Here is an 18,690-nt window from a genome sequence, read left to right on the forward strand (position 1 = left end):
TGACAGCGAAGCGTAATGACAGCGAAGCGAAATAATGAAAAAACACATTCTCGTTGTGCCAGGTGATGGCATTGGGGCCGAAGTAACCACCGTCGGCAAACAGGTATTGGAGGCAATCGCCCGCAAGTTCAACCACGAATTCACCTACGATGAAGCCCTGATCGGCCACGTAGCCATTGAAGCGACTGGCTTGCCACTACCCGCCGAAACCTTAACAAAGATGCGCGCTGCCGATGCCGTTCTGTTTGGCGCGGTAGGTCACCCTAAATACGACAACGACCCGTCGGCCAAGGTACGTCCCGAGCAGGGGCTGTTGCAGATGCGTAAGGAATTAGGCCTGTACGCTAACCTGCGCCCCATTAAACTGTTCGATGAACTATTGGAAGCGTCAAGCATCAAGCCGGAGATTCTGCGCGGGGCTGATATCCTTTTCTTCCGCGAACTGACCGGCGACGTGTATTTCGGCGAAAAAAAACGCTCGGCAGACCGCAACACCGCCTCTGACCTGATGGTATACCAACGGTACGAAGTAGAACGGATCGCCGTGAAAGCCTACGAAGCCGCCCGTACCCGTCGCGGTAAACTGATGAGTGTCGATAAGGCTAATGTTTTGGAAAGCAGCCGATTATGGCGTGAAGTGGTGCAGGAAGTAGCCCTCCGCTATCCAGACGTTGAAACGGAACACCAGTTTGTCGACTCGGCGGCGATGCTGCTCATCAAAGATCCGACCCGCTTCGATGTGGTTGTGACCGGCAACCTTTTTGGCGATATCCTGACCGACGAAGCCTCACAAATTGCCGGGTCGATGGGTATGCTGGCGTCCGCGTCGGTAGGTGACAGCACCGGAGTATATGAGCCAATTCATGGTTCTGCGCACGATATCACGGGCAAAGGCGTAGCGAATCCGCTGGCGTCAGTATTATCGGTTGCGTTGCTGTTGGATATCTCGTTTGGTATGAAAGCCGAATCAGAAGCCGTGATTGCCGCAGTCGATGCCGTATTGAAGGATGGTTACCGCACCCGCGACATCGCCAATGCCAACACTGACGCTGACAAACTGCTGGGTACGTTCGCAATGGGCGAGCAGGTGTTGTCGCATTTGGTGTAGGTCAAGCACTTGGTTTGTATTTAGTTGATAGATAGTGCGTTGCCATTGTGCAACGTGCTTCGCGAGTCGTGCCCTTCAACAGGCTCAGGGTGACATTCCAACTCAAGTTCATCATGTACTTGCTTGAGTGAGTTGTCACCCTGATCCTGTTGAAGGGCGCGACTCGCGAAGCACGTTGTATAACAGCCATCATATATCAGGCAATCTAGGTCATAGCACTTTTGAGAATCCATATTACTGCAACACCCTAAAAAATTCTCTTTGCTTAACGTCGTAAGAATTAAAATCTGGCTATTTTTGTAGTGAAATAACGCATATAGCGAAATTTCGCTACAAGCCTTCAGTCTGATTTTGACCATGAGCAACCGGATTTACATCTTCGATACCACCCTTCGCGACGGCGAACAAGTGCCTGGCTGTCAGCTAACAACCGATGAGAAAGTGCAGGTAGCTGTTCAACTGGAGCTATTGGGCGTAGACGTGATTGAAGCTGGATTTCCTGTGTCGAGCCCCGGCGATTTCCGGTCGGTGGTTGAGATTTCGAAGGCTGTAACTAACCCAACCGTTTGCGCCTTGTCGCGGGCTGTGGTGGGTGATATTGATGCGGCGGGTGAGGCACTTAAGTATGCCAAACGCGGGCGCATTCATACTGGCATTGGTGCGTCAGACATTCACATTCGTAATAAATTCAGCAGTACCCGCGAAGCCATTCTGGAGCAGGCGGTGAAAGCCGTTAAACACGCCCGTGGGTACGTTGACGATGTGGAATTCTACGCCGAAGACGCCGGCCGGGCCGATCTGGATTTTCTCTGCCGCCTCACCGAAGCCGTAATTAAGGCTGGTGCAACGGTCGTCAACATCCCCGATACCACCGGCTACTGCCTGCCTGACGAATACGGCGCGAAGATCAGGCATATCTACAATTGCGTACCCAATGTGGATAAAGCCACAATCTCTATTCACTGCCATAACGATCTCGGGCTGGCAACGGCTAATTCGCTGGCGGGCATTATGAACGGGGCGCGGCAAATCGAGTGTACCATCAACGGTATCGGCGAACGGGCGGGCAACACCTCCCTCGAAGAAGTGGTGATGGCCATGAAAGTGCATAAAGAACTGGGCTTCGAAACAGGCATCGATACCACACGGCTGTACCCGGTGAGTCAACTGGTTTCGGGTCTGATGCGGATGCCGGTGCAGGCAAACAAAGCTATTGTGGGCCGCAACGCCTTCGCCCACTCATCGGGTATTCACCAGGACGGGCACCTCAAGCATACCGAGAACTACGAGATCATGAACCCCCTCGACGTGGGCGTCGATAAGTCGCTGATCATCCTGACGGCCCGCTCAGGTCGTCACGCGCTCCGTCACCGCCTCGAGCTGCTGGGCTACCGCTACGACAAACCCACCCTCGATACCATCTACACTCGCTTCCTCGACATGGCCGACGTCCGCAAGGAAGTGAACGACAAAGATTTGATGGAACTAGTCCGCTAGTCACAAAAAAGCCTCGCCAGAATAGCGGGGCTTTTTTTATGATTTAGATAATCAATGAAACAGTAATTGGGATGTAATATGATGAGGTTTCATTCGTCATCATCCCATTCATCGTCGTCATACTGCGCTGGCGACGTACCTACCTGTCCAATGATGGTAGTTACTTTGGCGTCATCATCAGGCAGTTGTCTTACCACGGTAATGGCAAATTCCCAACTGGCATTGTAGTCGAATTTGTACAGAAACCGCTGCCCTTCGTGTAGATTTAGGCTGGCTATAGTTGTCTCACAAGCGAGTTTACCATACCTCTTAAGTGTAATGTTATAATTTATGGATATATCTGTATGAGTATTTATCCTTTACAATGATTGCTAAATAATTTGAAGTAGGATTATTTGTTAATTATCTTTTAATTGCATATTAGTACACAAACGACAAAATTTTGAAGCTAATAAAGCCTTTTTTGAAGTGGCCGGGTGGCAAACGATGGTTTGTAGAGAAACATTCAACTTTATTCCCAACAAACTACAATACATACATTGAGCCCTTCTTAGGTAGTGGCTCCGTATTCTTTTTCCTGCAACCTACTAGAGCCATTCTAAGTGATATTAATAAAGAACTTATCAACACATTCATAGGTGTAAGAGATAATTACTCCGAGGTTGTGAAGCAGTTACAAGAGTACCAAACTGAACACTCAATAGAATTTTACTACAATACGCGAGCAGCGTTATCTACAAATAATGTTGATGACGCTGCAAAATTTATCTATCTAAACCGAACGTGTTTTAATGGTATATATAGAGTGAATAATAATGGGGTTTTCAACGTTCCGAAAGGTACAAGTGATTCAGTATTTAGAAAAGAAGATGACTTCAAAAACTGGTCAAGAATACTTTCTACAGCTCAGCTAAATGTCTCTGACTTTGAAGTTACTATTAATGAAGCAATGGCTGGAGATCTAATTTTTGCAGATCCTCCTTATACTGTAAGGCATAACCTAAACGGCTTTAGAGAATATAATGAAAAGTTATTTTCTTGGGATGACCAAGTTCGCCTTTCAGAAGCTCTTGTACGAGCGCGAGATAGGGGCGCCCATATAGTATCAACAAATGCGAATCATCAATCAGTACGTGAACTATACGAAAATAGAGGATTATCGCTACTTACTACTTCACGATTTAGTTCTATTTCCGCGAACCCAACAAATAGGCGCCAATTCGATGAACTTGTTATCTTAAGTAGTGAGCATTTTTTGTTATAAACTAAAAGACCTGACTATGTTGAATGAAATTGCTATAGATGATTTTTTTGATGCCGCAGCTACGCAAAACAACCCAATTAGCGCATTGCATACTTTTTTACAAAACGAAGATGGTTTCGAAAAAGCTAAGCAAACAGACAAAATGCGTTTCGTTGGCTACGTGTTAGAACTTGGCTATGAAACTGCAAAGATTATAACATCTGACCCCTATAAGTTGGCAGTTGGTGGTATTCCACGTGGCTCATTTCTTTTAATGACACCAAACAACATTGCTAAAGTAACACCTCACTTTACATTATTAAGGGTAAATGGTGTGTCACCGACTCCTCTAAGTAGTCAAGTACAACAGACTTATTTTGAACTTCATAAAAAGTCTATGCCTGAACTAGACGTTTGGACTCAGAGTGAGTTGCAATGGGGCGCTCTTGACTGTGACGTTCTAGGAATGTTCTATGCCAGTCCAGCTAATGTTGATCGCTTAGCCTTTTCAGGTGATGTGAATAATGTTGTTAGCGCTCATAGGTACAAAGTATACGCCCCTGACAAGACTTTGTTGGAGTTGATTGTAAACGGTACAGTTAAGCTGGAACATCAGTTCGATTTGGGAGTATTGCGTACAATGGAATGTCAGCTCCCTTTTTCATCTGGAAATAAGCAACCAGACACTCCTGTGAAGATTTCAATGCAAGACTTTAAAGGTTGTCGAACAGCAATGTTTGGGAAAACTCGCCTTGGAAAATCCAATGTGGTAAAGCTGATCGCTCAAGGAATACTTGAGGCTACGAAAACAGACAATTCTGTTGGTCAAATCATTTTTGACATTAATGGTGAATATGCGAATGACAATCCTCAGAACAAATCTATAAGAGGAGCTTATGAATCACGTTGCCAAGTATATGCTCTAACACAGAGAAGCAGTACGCCTTCTAAGCCTTTAAGACTAAATTTTTATGAACAACCCGAATCAGGTATAGGAGTGCTTGCCGCTATGCTTGAGCAGGACAATAAGACCTCCAATTATATAAGAAGTTTTGGCAGTATTAGTTTACCTACCATCGAATCAATTACAGACTTGCCTGATGACGAAAAAACTAGGCCAATTAGAAAAATACAAATGTATTGGGCTGTTTTGAATAAAGCGGGCTTTCCAGCTGACATGACTCGATTAAGAAGTAAAGGACTAACTTCTGCTAATGCAAAACACTTTGACCCTCATTTTAATGATCCGTTGAGAACAGCTGCCTATCAAGCGGTTGAGAGTTCCACCCCGCCAAGTCACCCAACTAATTTAAACGAAATGGTCAGGGAGTTTGAAGTGATGGCTCAATTTAGACGGGAAAACCCTAGAAACAGGAACTTAACGTCTAGTTCAGGGAACCCAATGTTTGACCCGAGCGATATTGCCATTTTAGATTTTCTGTTTCCCTCTTCAGGTGGGTCTTCAGGGCCATCACTGTTACGTAATTATATAAGATTTCATGCTTCAAATGCAGACGATTTCCTGAATGACATTATTCTGTCGGTTAATAATGGCATCACGGTAATCTTAGACTTAGGAAATGCAACTGACGCATTAAGAAGGTACTTTGCGGACATGATTTCAAGAGAAGTTTTTGCTATCCAAGAAGAGAAGTTCGTCAATGATAATTTGGGTAACCACTTCGTTCAATTATATTTTGAAGAGGCACACAACTTGTTTCCGCCTAATGATAATGATTTAACAGGAGTTTATGCTCGATTTGCGAAAGAGGGGGCTAAATTTCATATTGGAATGGTGTATTCAACTCAATCTCCATCAACTATTAATCGTGAGTTGTTGGCCCAAACTGAAAATTTCTTTGTCGGCCATATCTCCTCACAAGATGAAGTTCGTGCGCTGTCTAGAGTTCAAGTAGCTTTCGCTGGCACAGAACAAGATATAATGAGGGCAAAAACTCCCGGTTATATGCGTATGCTTACGATGTCAAATCGGTTCGTTATACCTGTACAAGCTAAGTTGTTTGACGCTGACTCATCAAATAGATAATTTATGCCTTATCAAGGAGGGTCAAGACTACCCACAGAAACAGCGTCGAAACTTGGGCATTTGAAAGTAATTCAAAGTGATTGGGTCAAATCGCTCATTGAAGACTTTGAATATAACGACTCTGATCCTAAAGATGAAAGTAATACGGTTTGGACAGAGTTTGACGTAAAGTCAGCGGCTCCATTACCAAGAATATTTGCTGTAGATGGATCTTGGGTTCCTGTTTCATCAGACAATTACCCTAAAAAAGAGGTAGCGTTTGTTAAGACAGCATTAATGCGTATTGACAAAACAAAACTTGATAGGATTGATCATGATAGTCCACATCCTCTTCTATTGCAAGATATCTTAAACGGAAGTGCATTATTCCACACAACTGTATTCCCGTTAAAAAACGTCAAAACCCCGCTAGGTAACAATTATTCCGCTGTTAGGCATATTATTCGGGATTCGATCAAAGTTGACCAAGATGGTGCTTATTATGAGACGTTGAAGTGGCTCACTTACAATAAATGGGGAGTAAACACACCAAACTCACCGGCGTTTGAATGTCCTCATTGCAGTCAAGTTATTCCTGGGCTACCATATGATGCAGATGAGACTTTGTGTGCTTCGTGTAAAGGGGCTGTTTTTCTGACAGATATGATCGGCTTCCATTTGGATATGGAAGACGAGAGTGCGTCAACTACTGTTCCCAATACATATATGTTAATAATGGAAACGTTGATGTTACTTACAGCTGTTAGAATCTTTTGGAATAAGCAAGATAAAACATTAGTTAGTAATTGTCTTTTTATAAAAGATGGCCCACTCAGCTTGAATAGCCAATATTCCAAACTTGTACCTTCTCTCAGAGATTTCTTCGAACATGCCAAAAACGCTGGTCGTCCTATTCATTTGATCGGGCAAGAGAAGACAGCGGCTTTTGCAGATCATTTAGCATCAATAGCTCGGTTCGCTCATCCTCAACAACAAGGTGAACCAATGACTTATTCCGTACTGAATCATAAATATGTTAGGAAGGAAGTATACAGACAACCGGAATTGGCAAATCCATATGGGTCGCGTACTAACTGGGGTGAAAAACTATATGTGAAACTCGAACCATCTTGGTATGCAGTTCTAAATGTACCTCCGGGCCTTTATAACAACGACACTAATTTTCCAGTGGCCGATGATTTGATTGGTCTAAGCCGGATATTAGCTACTTTACCAAGTCTAATAAGTAGGAAATACGAAGGGGCATTATACCCTATAGAACTGGCGAACGGAATTGCTTCAATGTCTAGCTACCCTTCAGCGAAGGTGTTACAGCTATTCGCAAGGTTATAGATTACTTCATACTTAACCATTGAAAATACTCGAAGCTGCTTCCTATCTAAGTCCAATTCGTTTCGGCGGCTCGACCAGACCCTGGGTCGTGCAAGTGGGTAGTCTAGACGGTCCTATTCCATACGTCGTAAAACTGTTTACTGAGAAACAGACGCAACAGATTCATCCAATTGCGAAAGAAGTATTTGGGAATGAGTTAGCCCGCGAGTTTGACTTGGCCGTGCCTGAATGGGCACTGATAAGATTTGGTGGCGCCTTTGTCGCTAGTCTTCCAGAGCGGGAAGGGTTGCGGCTAAGAGAGATCAGAGCCGGTTTGAAATTTGGCTCGGTAGAAATACCAAATGCTCCAATTGTCGATGTGCGTCAGCAGCGAGCGTTTTTGAAAAACTATGACATTGGTACTATCTTTGCTTTCGATAATTTGGTCTGGAACCTTGATCGGGGCGGGTCGCATAACAAGCCTAACCTGCTCATCAATGATGATACGTTAGTTCTCATAGACCATGAACAGATATTCCCTTTCGCCAATGATACGCTTGCGCCAGATGCTTATGTGATGCCTTCGTTTGAACGAAGTGCGTGGTATTACCCCTACGATAAGCACCTGTTTTATCCGTTACTCAAACGGATGTCGGCCTCCGAAAAGGCAAGCGTTTTTGATACATTCGAGTATTTCTTGCAGAACCTGTCACTTGGCTCACTAGATACTGCCGCTTCAGCATTAACCAAGCAGGGTATTGAAATCGGTAACTATCCCGTTATTCGTAAACACCTGTTGCAAACTAAAGCCCGTGCTGGCGAGTTCTGTACATTTTTAACGACTTTAATCGCGTGAACTCAGTCTTCTACTATAGCGTCCTGCAATATCGGTACGCCCAATCATTGGGCGAGGTGCTGAACGTTGGGGTGTTGCTACTGTTTCCTGAGCAACGCCAGGCCATTTTTCGCTATCCGGATCGGTTAGGCCGTATCCGAAAGTTATACCCCAACTTTTCCGAGAAGACCATTCGCTCCTATTTCAAGGGTATCGCGGCCCGGACGGATCAGCTATCTAAACAACCGGAGATATTTGCAAACTATGAGGAGCACCCGCGTCAACTGATTGATAATGAGATTCTGGTTCGAGACAGCAGTGCCTTGCAGTTTGGTGAGTTAAAGCCCTCGGTTCTGTATACGAATGACCTGTCAGCAATCAGCGACCAGTTTTACAACATCTATTTGTCCTTCTATGAGGAAGACGAACATAAGGTCCGCCATGATGAGGGCTACTTGCTGAAAGAATACCAGAAGCGACTTCAACAACGCTTGCGTGGGTTACTGTCTCGTGAAGCGTTCGACCGACCATTTACCGTTAAACCAGAAGGCACAAATTTTGCCTACCAGTTTGCCTTCGCCTGGCAGAATGGTAGCTACAACCTGGTGAAACCAGTTAGTTTCGATCTTAAGCTAGAGCAGTCGATCACGGATAAAGCAACACTGAACGTTGGGCAGTTTACAGTGCTGCGTCCCTACGCCGAGCAACATAATGCCCGATTTGATGTGTTGGTAGCCCGTCCCAAAGACCGGGGGCTCTATAAGCCATATGATCAGGCGATTCAATTATTAGCTGATCAACCACACGTCAATATCGTTGAGGAAGAACAGCTAGATAGCTATTCTGAGAAAACGGCGGATGCATTGAGGTAGATCTTTTAATTCATTGCAGGGTGATCAACGCGCCACAGATATTCAGCTAAAGCGTGGCAGGTACGCTATGCCTTCGCCAGCGTTTGCAACGCCGCGACAAATGTATCCAATTCAGCCAGTGAGGTGTAAAGATTAGGAGTGATGCGGACTCCCTGTACGGAGGCGGCCGGGTTGTCGATGGCGACGGTCCAGATCTTGTGGTTGGCGAGCAGGAGTTTGGCCAAAACTGCCGGAGCCATACCCACGACGCCCACGTTGGCAATACCGCAGGCCCGTTCGGGTTGGGCGGGGGTATTCAACCGGATATTCAGTAGGGAACGTACCTGACTTGTCCAGTACTGCTGGAGATGCCGGAGGCGGGATTCTTTGGTTTTGATGCCTATTTTTTCGTGGAAGTCGATGGCATCGGCAATGGCCAAATCAGTATGGACGGGGTGCGTTCCGGTGTGGTTCAGCTTTCGAATGTCGTCGTCGGCGTAGCCCAAATCGGCGAAAAGCGGCCATAAACCCTTTATCTTCTCCTTTTTTACGTAAAGCAATCCCGCGCCGATGGGTACGCTCAACCACTTGTGCAGACTACTGGCGTAATAGTCGCAGCCGAGGTCGGGAATGGCGAAATCGAGGTGGGCGAAGGCATGGGCCCCGTCGACCAGCACCTCTACGCCGTGCCGATGGGCCATGTCTGTGATCTTTTTCACCGGTAAGATCTGCCCCGTGATATTCACCATGTGGCAAACCATCAGCAGCCGGGTTTTGGGCGTGATGGCCTGCTCGTAGAGGCTAACGATCTCGTCGTCGGATGCGGGATGTACGGGTATGGTCAGCACCTTGTTTACGATACCGTAGCGCCGGGCCTGCAACTGAAACATGTCGAGCATGGCGCCGTAATCGTGCGTAGCCATAATGGCTTCATCGCCCGCTTTCCAGGTCAGCCCCGCAATTACCGTGTCGATGGATTCGGTGGTGTTGCGGGTGATGATCAGCTCGTCGGGCGAGCAACCGGCCACTTTCGCCAGGCGATTCCGGGCGGCGGCTTTATCATCGAACTGGCGGGTGCGCATGTAGTATGACCCCTCGCGGTTTACGTCGCGCACGTGCTGGATGAAGCTATTCAGCACCGGTTCAGGTTGAATGCAATAGTAGCCGTTTTCGAGGTTGATGTAGTCTGGCTTGATCTGGTATGCTTGCCGAATCGTCGCCCAGAAGGCTTCGTCGCGCGCTAGCTCGGCAGTAGGTACGTCCATACCGGGTACGTTATGCGCGCTGGTCAGCAGCCTGTTCAGGCCGTCTGGCAGCAGGGGTACAATGGATATAGTTTTAATGAATTCCCGTTTCGTCATGGTAGTTACGCGTTAATGAGGATTCTGTACTACCTCCACTGTTTCCGTGGAAAACGCCACTGGCTTATCGGCAAACAACACTTTGGTGGCGGCCCAGGTTGTTCGGAAGAGGTCAGACTGACGGTAGGCTTCCAGTGCTTCGGCCGATTCCCAGTGGCTGTGCGACATCCTGACGTTTGGCTGGTCGAGGTCGCGTAGTAGTTCGAGGTGCTGGCAACCGGGAAATGCCCTGATTTTCGCTTTCGACGCGTCGAAGATGGAAAGGAAATCGGCCAGCCGATCTTCCTGAAAGGTCATGCGAACAAAGCGAATGAGCATGGTATTCGGGGATAATTCGAAGGGCTTACAGCGCGAAGCAATGTACGCTAACCCATGTTGATAGTTGCATAAATCAGTTGTTTCTCGGCGTCGATATATGGTTTTATAAATGTTGATAAGCCATTGGCACTCAATAGGTCAACAGGCTTTTTTAGTAGGATTGCCAATTCATCCTGCATTTGAATAAACCCAAAAAAATCAGCTCCCTGTTCATAATCAAGTTCAACAAGTATATCAACGTCGCTCGTTTCCGACTGCTCGCCCCGTACATAGGATCCAAACAAATACGCTCGTATTACCGGTTTAGTCCTAAAATAATCGGTCAGGACCGTCTTAAAGGGCATGGGCTCGCCAATCTGATTTAGTGCCTCTTTCATGGGGATAAGCTACCTATTTTCTGCTTTCTAAAAAAATAACCAAGTAACTGATGCAATACAGGACATTTGGCCGTACAGGCTGGCAAGTAAGTGAAATAGGCTATGGCATGTGGGGCCTGGCTGGCTGGACGGGGTCTGACAAGGCTGAGGTGCTGCGCGCCCTGCAACGCTCGGTCGAACTGGGCTGTAACTTCTTCGACACGGCCTGGGGCTATGCCGAGGGCGTCAGTGAGCAGATTCTGGGTCAGTTACTGAAAGACAACGCCGGTAAGAAGCTATATGCCGCCACCAAGATTCCGCCCAAAAATCGGAAATGGCCGTCGAAACCAGATTTTTCAATCGACGATGTTTTTCCGGCCGAGTACATTGTCGAGTACACGGAAAAGAGCCTGCAAAACCTGGGCGTTGAACAGATCGACCTCATGCAGTTTCACGTTTGGGAAGATGCCTGGGCTGAGCGCGACGAGTGGAAAGAAGCCATTCAGAAGTTGACCGAACAGGGAAAGGTAAGCACCTGGGGCGTGTCGGTAAACCGCTGGGAGCCGGACAACTGCCTGAATACGCTGCGTACCGGCCTGATCGACGGCGTGCAGGTGATCTACAATATTTTCGACCAGAATCCCGAAGACAATCTCTTCCCGCTCTGCCGCGAACTGAACATCGGCGTGATCGCCCGTGTCCCGTTCGATGAAGGTACGCTGACAGGTACGTTTACCAGGGAGACGACCTTCCCGGCCGACGACTGGCGGTCGACGTATTTCGTGCCAGAAAACCTGAACAGTAGCGTCGACCATGCCGATGCGCTGAAACCGCTGGTTCCACAAGGCATGACCATGCCGGAAATGGCGCTACGTTTCATCCTGGCCAACCCCGATGTGGCAACGACTATCCCCGGTATGCGCCAGATCAGGAATGTAGAAGCCAACTGCGCCGCCAGCGACGGAAAAGCTTTGCCCGCCGAACTACTGGAAGAGCTAAAAGCCCACCGCTGGGACCGTACGCCGACGGAGTGGAGCCAGTAGACGGATTTTGGATTGGGTTGACGCACGAACATTCTTCGCGTCAGCCCAATCCAAAATCCGACATCTAAAATCCCAAATCCGTTAGTATTCCTGCGTCAGTGGGTGAACCATGAACTCATCGATGACCACATGGGCAGGGCGGGTGAGGATGAACAGCATCGACTCAGCCATGTCTTCGCTTTGCAGGTAGTTTTTCGATGTGTCGTGGCCGTGGCCTTTGGCGTGGAAATGCGAATCGACTAGGCCGGAGTAAACGCCGGATACTTTAATACCGAACGGACGAACCTCCTTTCGCAACGCGCCCATAAACGCTTCCTGCGCGTATTTACTGGCTGTGTAGAGCGACCCGCCCGCGAAGGTACGCTTGGCCACGTCCGAGGCCACGATGACGATGTGGCCGCTACCATTGGCTTTCAAGGTTGGCAGGGCGGCTTTTGTCAGCAGGAACGTACCTTTTACGTTGGTGGCCATCACCGAATCCCATTCGTCGACACTTATGTCTTCAACGTTCTTGAAAACGCCGTAGCCCGCGTTGTTGATTACCACATCGATGCTGCCAAACCGGTCGAGCGCCGTTTGAACAACCAGTTCCATATCTGTTTCGCTGGCTACGTTGCCGGGAACGACCACGATCTTGCTGTTTCCTTCGGCTTCGAGCGTACCCAGTTCGTCGGCGTTACGGGCGGTTGCCACGATATTAGCGCCGTTTTGGGCGAGTAGCAAAGCTGTGGCCCGGCCAATTCCCCGCGATGCGCCGGAGATGATAATCGTTTTGTTGTCGAGAGTCATGTGTATGAGTAGTTATGGATACCCTTCAGGTGGTCCGGCATTCCGGCGGGGGGCAGGCCAGCGCAACGTACCTGGCTGTACCTTATTCTGCAAAGATGCGGTGTAACTTGCCGCCCGTGTTTATTCCGTTTAAAAAATGATCTACCTCCTCGCCAGCATCGGGCTTTCGGTGATGTTGCTGCTCAATTTCCGCCTGTTTCCGCGCTACAATGTCAATACGGTGCAGGCTATCAGTCTCAATTACATCGTCTGTTTTCTGACTGGGTACGTGCTGCTCCCGGCTGGCATTGGGTTCTCCCTCGATTTCGGTCAAACCTGGACCTGGGTGGCTCTGGGAATCGGCGTTGCGTTTGTCGTCACCTTTCTACTATCGGGCGAATCCACGCAGCGGAATGGCATCACGGCCACATCGCTGGCCAATAACCTGTCGCTGGTGATTCCGGTCTGCATCAGCCTGTTCGTTTTGGGTACGTCGGGACGAGCGTTCGACGGCTGGAATTACCTCGGTCTGTTACTGGCCGTAGTGGCCGTGGCATTGAGCACCTACAAAAAAGCAGACACCAACGTACCTGGCAGCCCAACCAGTGCCGGGTTAGTGGCCTTACTGCCTGTAGCGGTGTTTTTAATGTATGGGTTCACCAATACGATGATCAACTACATGAATATCAGGTATATAGCTACTGGTGTAAATCCTGTGGTGGTCACGTTGACAATGGTAATCGGAGCCATTGCGGCGGGTATGGTGCTGTTTACGTACCGATTAGCGAGTGGCCGTGATCGCCTTGATGTTCGAAATATGGTTGGTGCCGTTACGCTGGGTGTGCCCAATTTTTTGAGTTTCTACACACTGGTGCTCGCCTTGTCGGCCTATAAAGGAAACGGCGCATTGGTGTATCCGCTCTACAACATTGGCGTCATCCTGGTTGCCGCTGGTGTGGCGGCGCTTTTCTTCCGCGAGAAACTGTTGCTTATCAACAAAGTGGGCCTCGCGCTAGCTGTGCTGGCTATTGCGCTGATCTCCTGGCAGGAGTTTGTCTGACGGTCAGGTACGTATCAGGCTGTTGTTATCCAGTCTAAAACGCGGCTGGTTCTGGCACCTGTTTCGCCGGTGCTGGGGCTCTGACTTTTGCCCCTCAGGTCGTTGACAATCAACTCGATCAGCGGCTGTTGTACGTGTTCTGGAAAGGGCACGGTGCTCGTTTCTGTGCCCGCTGCCGTGTCGACAGTGATGGTAAAATTCTCGAAGAAAGAGAAGGTGATTTTTCCTTTCGAGCCAATCAGTTGCGTTTGTTCAATGCGTTGCTCTTTGTTGACGGTGAAGCACCAGCTTCCGGTGCCCACCACGCCCGATTCGAACGCAAATGTGGCTACTACCATGTCATCAGCCGCATACAAACCCGCCTGATTTCGGGCAACGCCGCTAGCCGATTTGACCGGACCAAGCAGATAGTCCAGAAAGTCGAACTGGTGAGCGGCCAGGTCATGGAAAAGGCCGCCGCCCGAAACGGTCGGTGAGACCCGCCAGTTAGGCTGCGCCCCAACTTCGCGCTCATCCGGTTGCCAGTTTAGCTCGATTAAAACGGCCCGAATATCGCCAATGACCTGCTCGTCGACGAGTTGTTTTACCTTCAGAAAATAGGGGAGAGCCCGCCGGTAGAAGGCTACAAAAAGCGGCACGCCCGTTTCCCGGCTCACCTGGTTCATGGCTTCGCACTCGGCTGTATTCAGCGCCATTGGCTTCTCCACATACACCGGTTTGCCCGCCCGCATGGCCTTGATGGCGTAATCGGCGTGGCTGCTGGGTGGGGTGGCTACGTAAATCGCGTTCACGTTGGGGTCGTTGATGAGCGCGTCGGCATCGGTATACCAGCCAGGTACGTTGTGCCGCTTGGCGTAATCAGCCGCTTTCTCTGCGTCGCGCCGCATCACGGCAACGAGCGACGAATGCGGTACTTTATTGAAAGCCGGGCCGCTTTTCACTTCCGTCACGTCGCCGCAACCAATAATGCCCCATCGTAGATCTTCCATATGATCAAAAGCAGGTTTGGCCAAAGTTTACCAGTCCCGTCTTCCACGGCTGGTGCCGTGGAAGACGGGACTGGCCATGTGCGAATTCGCACCTACAGTGCATTCCCGCACGTGATTCTTTGTTGAGAAAGCTAGTAATCTTCTGATAGATAATCGCTTAGCTACTGGCACGTCATTGGCACTCAGTATGAGCGAAATGTGTATGCTGTATGGATCGTGAACTTGCCCCTGAACTAATTACCCGCTCTCGCCGAAAGCCGTGGCTCGTTGGCCTGGCTGCGCTCGTCGGCCTGACCGGCATTGTAGTGGGCGCACGGTCGTTGCTGAAAACATCTATTGGGGCCGATAAAATCCGGACGGCGGTGGTGCAGACCGGTGCGGTCGAAAACACGCTGAATGCGACGGGTGAAATTATTCCGGCCTACGAACAGACGATGACAAGCCCCATCCGGGCCAGCATTCGGCGGGTGCTGCTTACGCCCGGCGCGCGGGTACGTCCCGGTCAGCCGTTGGTGGAACTGGATAAGTCGCTGACGCAGATTGAATACGAAAAACTACAGGATCAACTGGCGTTGAAGCAGAATAGCATTGAGCAACTCCGAATGAAGCTCGACAAGAACCTTTACGACGCCGATGTAAACGACCAGATCAAACTGCTCAATATTAATAAACTAATTGCCGACGTTGACAACGCCCGCCGACTGCTGAAGGTGGGCGGCCAGACGCCGGAAGACGTCACCCGCGCCGAAAACGCCCTCCGCATCGCCCAACTGGAGAAGAAACAACTGGAAAACGACCTGGATTATAACCGCCGATCGATGGGAGCCAGCCTGCGCGAATCGCAGTTACAGGCCCGTATTGAAGGAACCAACCTGAAAGTGCTGGCCCAGAAACTTCGTCAGGCCGATATTCTGGCCGATCGGGCCGGGGTATTGACCTGGGTGAACGAAAACGTTGGCTCGGCGGTGAACGAGGGCGAGATGCTGGCGAAAGTGGCCGATCTGGGCAGTTTTCGGGTCGAAGCCTCCTGCTCCGATACCTACGCCGACCAACTGCGGGCGGGGCAGCCGGTGATTGTCCGCATCAACGAAACGGATCTGCGGGGACTGATCACGCAGGTGAAGCCATCGGTACAAAACGGGACTATCAAGTTCGCTGTCAGCCTCGACGATAACCACCACGCCTCGTTGCGGCCCAATCAGAAAGTAGAGGTGTTTGTGGTAACCAACCGGAACGCCAATGCTGTTCGTGTAGCCAATGGACCGGCTTTTAAAGGCAAACGACGCCAGTTTGTGTACGTGTTGCAGGCAGATAATGTGGCCCGGCGGCGCGAGGTTGAGATTGGCCTGACCAACTTCGATTGGGTAGAGATCAAAAGCGGCCTGCAACCCGGCGACAAGGTAATCCTGACCGACCTGAGCGATTACGAACATCTGGAGCAACTCACCATCGACCCGAAAAAGCCATGAAAACGAATTGGAAGGGGTTTGTTGCTACTGCCAGGTACGTTGCTTTCGCGTGGCCGAAACGTCGGACCGCCTTCGCCAGGGTCAGGGTGACAGGAAGCATCTGGATGTTGATGACGGACTTGAGTAAGGTTGTCACCCTGAGCCTGGCGAAGGGCACGACTCGCGAAGCAATACATACAATCATCATCTTTTTCCTCTTCACACTTCTCCTCCTCGCCAACGTACCCGGCATGGCCCAGCCGAATGCGCTGAAGATGACACTGGAGGAAGTCGTGACGCTAGCCCGCGAGCAGTCGATTGCGGGAAAGCAGGCGGCTACGCTGAAGAAAACCAACTACTGGAAATACCGCTCGTTTCTGGCCGATTTCAAACCGCAACTGAGCCTGGACGGGTCGCTACCGAGCTTTACGCGCTCGTTCATTCAGGTGCAGCAGCCCGACGGCACCATTGCATTTCAGCCGGTATCGCTCAATAATTCGTTGCTCAACCTCTCGCTGAGCCAGAACATTCCGCAAACAGGCGGCTCCATTTATGTACAGCAACAGTTGCAGCGATTCGACAATTTCCTGAATCGAACCACGCTCTACAATGGTATTCCGTTTGCCTTTGGCATCAGTCAACCGCTGTTTCGCTTCAACCAGATGAAGTGGGATCGCCGAATTGAGCCGTTGCGTTATGCCGAAAGCAATCAGCAATATATTGAAGCGATGGAACAGGTAGCACTGGATGCCACCGGCCTGTATTTCGACTTGCTGGTGGCGCAGGTAAACCTGCAAATCGCCGAGACGAACCGGGCTAATAACGATACCCTGTATACCATTGCCAAACACAAGCTGGAACTGGGAAAAATCTCGCGCAATGACCTGCTGCAACTGCAACTGAGCGTATTGAATGCCCGTAAAGACCTGGCGTCGGCCCGGCAAAGTGCCGAAGTGGCCTCGCTGAAACTACGTTCGTTCATCAATATACAGACGAACAACAGCCAGGTACGTTCATTTGACCTGGTGATTCCCGATCAGGTACGTTCGTTTGATATTGATCTGCAACAGGCCCTGGCCGAGGCGTTTGCCAACCGATCCGATGCTATTGGGTTCCAGCGAAAACGGCTCGAAGCAGATCGGGATGTAGAAAAAGCCCGTAAGGAAAATGGCCTTAACGCCACGCTCAACGCCGATTTTGGCCTTACGAACCGGGGAAACCGCCCGATCGACGTGTACATACAGCCGCAGGATCGGCAGTCGGTTGTGCTTCAGTTCATCGTACCCATCATGACCTGGGGCCGGGCGCAGGCCCGCACCGAAACCGCCCGTGCCAACCAGCAATTGACGGTACAGACGGTAGAGCAGGCCCGGCGCACGTTTGAACAGCAGATTTACACGCAGGTTACGCTGATCGATATGCTCCGGCAGCAGGTAAAACTGACAGCCGAAGCCGACCAGATTGCCCAGACCCGCTACCAGATTGCGCAGGAACGATTCCGCCTCAGCGACCTGACCGTGACTGACCTCGGCATTGCTACCCAGGATAAAGATCGCGCCCGCCGCGACGCCATCCTGGCCCTCCGCGACTATTGGCAGTCTTATTACACGCTTCGTTTATTGACCTTATACGATTTCGACACAAACCAGAAATTGCAATGACCCTACCCCAGCCTCATCCTAACGGGGTGGGGCTGCAAAACACACCCATTATGATCACGCTCAAAAACATCGAAAAAGTGTACCGCACCAGTAGCATCGAAACGCTGGCGCTGACCAACATCAACCTGAGTATCAAATCGGGTGAGTTTATCTCTATCATGGGGCCCAGCGGCTGCGGAAAATCGACGCTGCTGAACCTGATGGGCCTGCTGGATGCACCCAGCGGCGGGCAGGTAGAAATTGGTGGAAACGCCGTGACGCAGTACCGCGACAAAGAACTGGCGATGCTGCGTAATCAGCAGATCGGCTTCATTTTTCAGAGTTTTCACCTGATCAATGACCTGTCGGTGCTCGACAACGTCGAGATTCCGCTGCTTTATCGGAAAGGCGACGCCACGGGTGCATCGCGTCGGCAATTGGCGCAGGAGGCGCTGGAGAAAGTGGGCCTGAGCAACCGGATGAAGCATTTTCCCGGTCAGCTATCGGGTGGGCAGAAGCAGCGCGTAGCCATTGCCCGTGCCATCGTGGGTCGCCCGTCGATCATTCTGGCCGATGAACCAACCGGCAACCTCGACAGTGCAATGGGTAACGAGATCATGGCGATCCTTCAGCAACTGAATGCGGAAGGAAGCACGATCATCATGGTGACGCATGACGAAACGATGGCTAAGAAAACACACCGCCTGATCCGCCTCTTCGACGGCGCAATGGTGGGCGACAGCCAACTGGTTTCGGACTCGGGATCGCCGATCCTAGATTAGACAAACGCAAACCTATGTGTACGTAACCAGCCC

At 49.9% G+C, this 18,690-nt stretch carries 17 protein-coding genes; 12 read left to right on the top strand and 5 right to left on the bottom strand.

Annotation, left to right across the window (positions count from 1 at the left end; all coding sequences use genetic code 11):
• The first annotated feature begins 34 nt into the window (after positions 1-34).
• The 7 genes from leuB (at position 35) to ACFE8Q_RS01255 (ending at position 8,913) form a co-directional block, all read left to right on the top strand.
• On the top strand, positions 35-1,108 hold the full coding sequence (gene leuB / locus ACFE8Q_RS01225; protein ID WP_375443529.1) for a 3-isopropylmalate dehydrogenase: 1,074 nt from the start codon (positions 35-37) through the stop codon (positions 1,106-1,108).
• Between the two features lie 357 nt (positions 1,109-1,465).
• Positions 1,466-2,605, top strand: coding sequence for a 2-isopropylmalate synthase (locus ACFE8Q_RS01230; protein ID WP_375443530.1), 1,140 nt, complete (start codon positions 1,466-1,468; stop codon positions 2,603-2,605).
• Positions 2,606-3,047: 442 nt separating this feature from the next.
• On the top strand, positions 3,048-3,869 hold the full coding sequence (locus ACFE8Q_RS01235; RefSeq protein WP_375443531.1) for a DNA adenine methylase: 822 nt from the start codon (positions 3,048-3,050) through the stop codon (positions 3,867-3,869).
• 16 nt (positions 3,870-3,885) lie between these two features.
• Positions 3,886-5,895, top strand: a complete 2,010-nt coding sequence (locus tag ACFE8Q_RS01240) for an ATP-binding protein (protein ID WP_375443532.1) — start codon at positions 3,886-3,888, stop codon at positions 5,893-5,895.
• 3 nt (positions 5,896-5,898) lie between these two features.
• A complete protein-coding gene (locus ACFE8Q_RS01245) occupies positions 5,899-7,227 on the top strand; it encodes a hypothetical protein (RefSeq protein WP_375443533.1) in 1,329 nt (442 codons plus the stop codon).
• Between the two features lie 19 nt (positions 7,228-7,246).
• Positions 7,247-8,062 (top strand): HipA family kinase, encoded by an 816-nt coding sequence (locus ACFE8Q_RS01250; protein WP_375443534.1) that lies wholly within the window; start codon positions 7,247-7,249, stop codon positions 8,060-8,062.
• Positions 8,059-8,913: a DUF3037 domain-containing protein gene (locus ACFE8Q_RS01255; RefSeq protein ID WP_375443535.1), complete on the top strand. Its 855-nt coding sequence runs from the start codon at positions 8,059-8,061 to the stop codon at positions 8,911-8,913. Before ACFE8Q_RS01250 ends, ACFE8Q_RS01255 begins: the two co-directional genes overlap by 4 nt.
• A gap of 65 nt (positions 8,914-8,978) precedes the next feature.
• On the opposite strand, the gene ACFE8Q_RS01260 is transcribed toward ACFE8Q_RS01255, so the two are convergent.
• From ACFE8Q_RS01260 to ACFE8Q_RS01270, 3 genes are read right to left on the bottom strand one after another with little or no spacing between them, the layout of a single operon-like run.
• Positions 8,979-10,253: an aminotransferase class V-fold PLP-dependent enzyme gene (locus tag ACFE8Q_RS01260; protein WP_375443536.1), complete on the bottom strand. Its 1,275-nt coding sequence runs from the start codon at positions 10,251-10,253 to the stop codon at positions 8,979-8,981.
• A gap of 12 nt (positions 10,254-10,265) precedes the next feature.
• Entirely contained in the window at positions 10,266-10,571 is a 306-nt protein-coding gene (locus tag ACFE8Q_RS01265) for a putative quinol monooxygenase (RefSeq protein ID WP_375443537.1), read from the bottom strand.
• 47 nt (positions 10,572-10,618) lie between these two features.
• Positions 10,619-10,948 carry a nucleotidyltransferase family protein gene (locus ACFE8Q_RS01270; RefSeq protein ID WP_375443538.1) on the bottom strand — a complete coding sequence of 110 codons (330 nt, stop codon included), beginning with the start codon at positions 10,946-10,948 and terminating at the stop codon, positions 10,619-10,621.
• Positions 10,949-10,998: 50 nt separating this feature from the next.
• Between ACFE8Q_RS01270 and ACFE8Q_RS01275 the strand changes: the two genes are divergently transcribed.
• Positions 10,999-11,970 (top strand): aldo/keto reductase, encoded by a 972-nt coding sequence (locus tag ACFE8Q_RS01275; protein WP_375443539.1) that lies wholly within the window; start codon positions 10,999-11,001, stop codon positions 11,968-11,970.
• 81 nt (positions 11,971-12,051) lie between these two features.
• Here the strand turns inward: ACFE8Q_RS01275 and ACFE8Q_RS01280 are convergent, their stop codons facing one another.
• A complete protein-coding gene (locus ACFE8Q_RS01280; RefSeq protein ID WP_375443540.1) occupies positions 12,052-12,759 on the bottom strand; it encodes an SDR family oxidoreductase in 708 nt (235 codons plus the stop codon).
• 136 nt (positions 12,760-12,895) lie between these two features.
• Between ACFE8Q_RS01280 and ACFE8Q_RS01285 the strand changes: the two genes are divergently transcribed.
• The gene (locus ACFE8Q_RS01285; RefSeq protein ID WP_375443541.1) at positions 12,896-13,798 is read left to right on the top strand and encodes an EamA/RhaT family transporter; all 903 of its coding nucleotides are present in this window, start codon (positions 12,896-12,898) and stop codon (positions 13,796-13,798) included.
• Positions 13,799-13,812: 14 nt separating this feature from the next.
• Here ACFE8Q_RS01285 and ACFE8Q_RS01290 read toward each other — a convergent pair whose 3' ends face one another.
• Positions 13,813-14,787 carry a Gfo/Idh/MocA family protein gene (locus tag ACFE8Q_RS01290; protein ID WP_375443542.1) on the bottom strand — a complete coding sequence of 325 codons (975 nt, stop codon included), beginning with the start codon at positions 14,785-14,787 and terminating at the stop codon, positions 13,813-13,815.
• 209 nt (positions 14,788-14,996) lie between these two features.
• Between ACFE8Q_RS01290 and ACFE8Q_RS01295 the strand changes: the two genes are divergently transcribed.
• The 3 genes from ACFE8Q_RS01295 to ACFE8Q_RS01305 all read left to right on the top strand — a co-directional run bounded on the left by ACFE8Q_RS01295 (position 14,997) and on the right by ACFE8Q_RS01305 (position 18,657).
• Positions 14,997-16,256 carry an efflux RND transporter periplasmic adaptor subunit gene (locus ACFE8Q_RS01295; protein ID WP_375443543.1) on the top strand — a complete coding sequence of 420 codons (1,260 nt, stop codon included), beginning with the start codon at positions 14,997-14,999 and terminating at the stop codon, positions 16,254-16,256.
• Between the two features lie 230 nt (positions 16,257-16,486).
• Positions 16,487-17,896: a TolC family protein gene (locus tag ACFE8Q_RS01300; protein WP_375444347.1), complete on the top strand. Its 1,410-nt coding sequence runs from the start codon at positions 16,487-16,489 to the stop codon at positions 17,894-17,896.
• A 50-nt stretch (positions 17,897-17,946) separates the two neighbouring features.
• Positions 17,947-18,657 (top strand): ABC transporter ATP-binding protein, encoded by a 711-nt coding sequence (locus tag ACFE8Q_RS01305; protein WP_375444348.1) that lies wholly within the window; start codon positions 17,947-17,949, stop codon positions 18,655-18,657.
• Positions 18,658-18,690: the final 33 nt, after the last annotated feature.

The organism is uncultured Fibrella sp. (assembly GCF_964250085.1).
Classification (GTDB): domain Bacteria; phylum Bacteroidota; class Bacteroidia; order Cytophagales; family Spirosomataceae; genus Fibrella.